The following is a 3,045-nucleotide window of genomic DNA, read 5'->3' as shown; positions in this document are numbered from 1 at the left end:
GGACAGAGGGGAACCCGCCCGCGCCCGACAGCCCGAGACGGAGGCGGATCAGCCGGACGCCACAAAGCCCGGGCTGGGGCCCGGGCTTCGCAGATCGTTTTGCCAAACCTGTCCTGTCAAACCGGTCTTGCCGAACGGCCGTGCGACAGTCGCCGTTCAGTTGCCCGACCAGGCCGCCAGAGCGTCGTCGATGGCCTTGTCGCCGGTCGTCCCCTTGCGGATCGTCAGGATGGCGCGCTTGCCGTTGGTGAACAGGATCGGCACATCGATCCACTCGCGGGTGCGCAGCAGGTCGAGATTGCGCTGGCTGTCGGCCGGCGAGGACGACAGCGCGATCCAGAACAGCCCGTTCGAAACCTTGGCCGAAGCCCCGATGAGGGCATCGCCGCGCGCCGACGACGTTTCCTTCATGATGATGCCGGGCACGTTGGCGATGCCGCCGCCGTTGAACTTCGGCCCGAGATCGAAGGCAACCTCGATCAGGTGGCTGGCCGGCAGCGCGCTGTCGCGGTTCTTGCGGAACACCAGCGTGACCTTCATCGAGCGCTCGGCCACGTCCACGCTGGCGCGCACGATGGGTTCCGGAGCACCGCCGCCGATCGATTCGCGGCTCATCGCCCACGTCACGGCGCCCTTGAACTGGCTGCCGGGGGCGCCCTGCGACGCCCCTTCCTCGATCAGTTCGGCGGTTGCCGGGCCGGGCGCCTCGGCCGGCGCCGGGGCCGGCGCTTCGGCAGCCGGAGCGGCGGCGGGGGCCGCCGGCGTCTCCGGGGCGGCCGGGGCCGCGGGCGCGGCGGGCGTTGCAGGGGCCGTGCCGCCGGCGGGCGCAGCGGGCGCATCCATCGGCAGGCGGTCGGCGATCTTCGGCTGCGGCTGCTCGGCCGGGGCTGCCGGCGGGGTCGCCGGGGTCTCGGCCGGAGCCTCCTGCGGCGCGCTGGCCGGTGCAGACGCGGTCTGCGGCGCAGACGGCGCGAACAGACCGGTCAGCATGTCGCGCTCGAACCACGCCCCGGCGGCGATCACGACGACGGCCGCGGCAATGGCCGCCAGCGTGCGCCGGCCGCGGCGGCGCGGCAGCACAACCGGCTCGTCGTCCTGCACCGGCATGTGATCGGAATCGACCCAGCTGTCATCCTCGCGCCCGTCATCCACCGAAGGGGCGGTGATGTGGCCCGGCGGGCGCGGCGGCACGCGCCGCTCGGCCGCCGGCGCATGCACGGCCGGCGCGGGAGCGGGCGTTTCCACCCGCGGCTGGGCAACCGGCTCGGCGCGCGGCGGCGCAACCCGGGCGGCCACGGGCGGGGCAACCGGCGCCGCCGGGCTGCCTTCGGCCGCAGCCGGGCGCGGCGCTTCGGGCGCGCGCCGCGGGGCGGCCGCGGGCGCTGCCGCTGCGGGGCGCTGCTGGGTGATCCGCCGCTGGGTGTGGCTGGGGAAATTCGGATTGACGGTTCGGGCAGTGGCGCCGGCAAGGGCTGCCTGCCCGTGCTGGGCAAGCTCCTGCTCGATGCGCCGCACCGCCTCTTCCAGCGCGAGGCGCTGCTTGGTGATTTCGGACGCCGGCAGGGGCGGATTGACGCTTTCGAGCTGGCGGACCAGCGCAGTCCGCGCCTTCTCATAGATCGCGCGGCGGGCCTGGCCGGTATTGTCCGGCAGCATCGCCACCGCCCGCTGCAGCACCGAATAATAATCCGCCATTGCGTGCCCGAATTTCATCCGGCGCGCGCGTCCGGCCGGCTGAAACCGGCCATCATGCCACGCCTTTCGTGGAAGACCATCCGGCCACGCCGCAGGCGACGGGGGCCTGCGCCGCCGGGAAAACCCTGCGGCCCGTCAGACGCCTCGCCCGCGGCAGTGCCGGTACACGGCAAGATATACCGCAGCAGCCCTGTGCAGGAAGGGGCTGCCGCCGCTCATTCGCCCCTTTTGCGGTCGCGAATAACAGAAGGTTTCCGGCCGGCGGCCCATCCTGCGGCAGACGGGCCGCCGGCCGGCTTCGTTAGCTCTTAGTCTTGAAACGGGTCTTCGACAAGGATGGTGTCGTCGCGCTCGGGGCTGGTGGAGAGCAGCGCCACCGGCGCGCCGATCAGTTCCTCGATGAGACGGACGTACTTGACGGCCTGCGCCGGCAGATCGGCCCACGAACGGGCGCCCGCGGTGGTGCCTTCCCAGCCCTCCACGGTGCGGTAGATCGGCTCCACCCGCGCCTGCGCCGCCTGCGCCGCCGGCAGGTAGTCGATCTCGCGGCCGTCGAGCTTATAGCCGACGCAGATGCGGATCTCCTTCATGCCGTCCAGCACGTCGAGCTTGGTCAGCGCGATGCCGGTGATGCCGCAGGTGCGCACGGTCTGGCGCACCAGAACCGCATCGAACCAGCCGCAGCGGCGCTTGCGCCCGGTGACGGTGCCGAACTCGCGGCCGCGGTTGCCGAGGAAGTCGCCGATCTCGTCGAACTGCTCGGTCGGGAACGGACCCTCGCCCACGCGCGTGGTGTAGGCCTTGGTGATGCCCAGCACATAATGCAGCGCCGAGGGGCCGACGCCCGAGCCGGCAGAGGCCTGACCGGCAACGGTGTTGGACGAGGTGACGAACGGATAGGTGCCGTGGTCGATGTCGAGCAGCGCGCCCTGCGCCCCCTCGAACAGGATACGGTTGCCTTCGCGGCGCTTCTCGTCCAGCACGCGCCAGACGGTGTCCATGAACGGCAGCACCTTGTCGGCAACGCTGGCGAGTTCCTCGAAGATCGCTTCCTGCGAAAACTCCGGCTCGCCGAGGCCGCGGCGCAGGGCATTGTGGTGGGCAAGCAGGCGCTCCACCTTGCCGCGCAGCACGTTGAGATCGGCCAGATCCATCAGGCGGATGGCGCGGCGGCCGACCTTGTCTTCATAGGCCGGGCCGATGCCGCGCTTGGTGGTGCCGATGCGGGTGCCGGAATGGGACGATTCGCGCATCGCGTCGAGTTCGCGGTGCAGCGACAGGATGAGGGCGCAGTTCTCGGCGATGCGCAGGGTCTGCGGCGTCACCACCACGCCCTGTTCGGCCAGCCGG

2 protein-coding genes are annotated in these 3,045 nt (G+C 71.7%); both read right to left on the bottom strand.

Annotated features, from left to right (window positions below; genetic code table 11):
- Positions 1 to 156 precede the first annotated feature (156 nt).
- Positions 157 to 1,713 (bottom strand): hypothetical protein, encoded by a 1,557-nt coding sequence (locus tag V7067_RS16990; RefSeq protein WP_334177073.1) that lies wholly within the window; start codon positions 1,711 to 1,713, stop codon positions 157 to 159.
- A 290-nt stretch (positions 1,714 to 2,003) separates the two neighbouring features.
- On the bottom strand, positions 2,004 to 3,045 hold a 1,042-nt coding region (locus V7067_RS16985; protein ID WP_334177072.1), incomplete at its 5' end, for an adenylosuccinate synthase.

Origin of the sequence: Pseudoxanthobacter sp. (assembly GCF_036822375.1) — a bacterium.
In the GTDB taxonomy this organism is placed as follows: Bacteria; Pseudomonadota; Alphaproteobacteria; order Rhizobiales; family Segnochrobactraceae; genus Pseudoxanthobacter.
Note: the sequence above shows the minus strand (reverse complement) of the source record. Positions and strands in the feature narration are given on the sequence as shown.

Bases quoted from the DNA above. Each gene is read 5' to 3' on its own strand.
- V7067_RS16990 (WP_334177073.1), bottom strand. From the start codon at position 1,713: ATGAAATTCGGGCACGCAATGGCGGATTATTATTCGGTGCTGCAGCGG.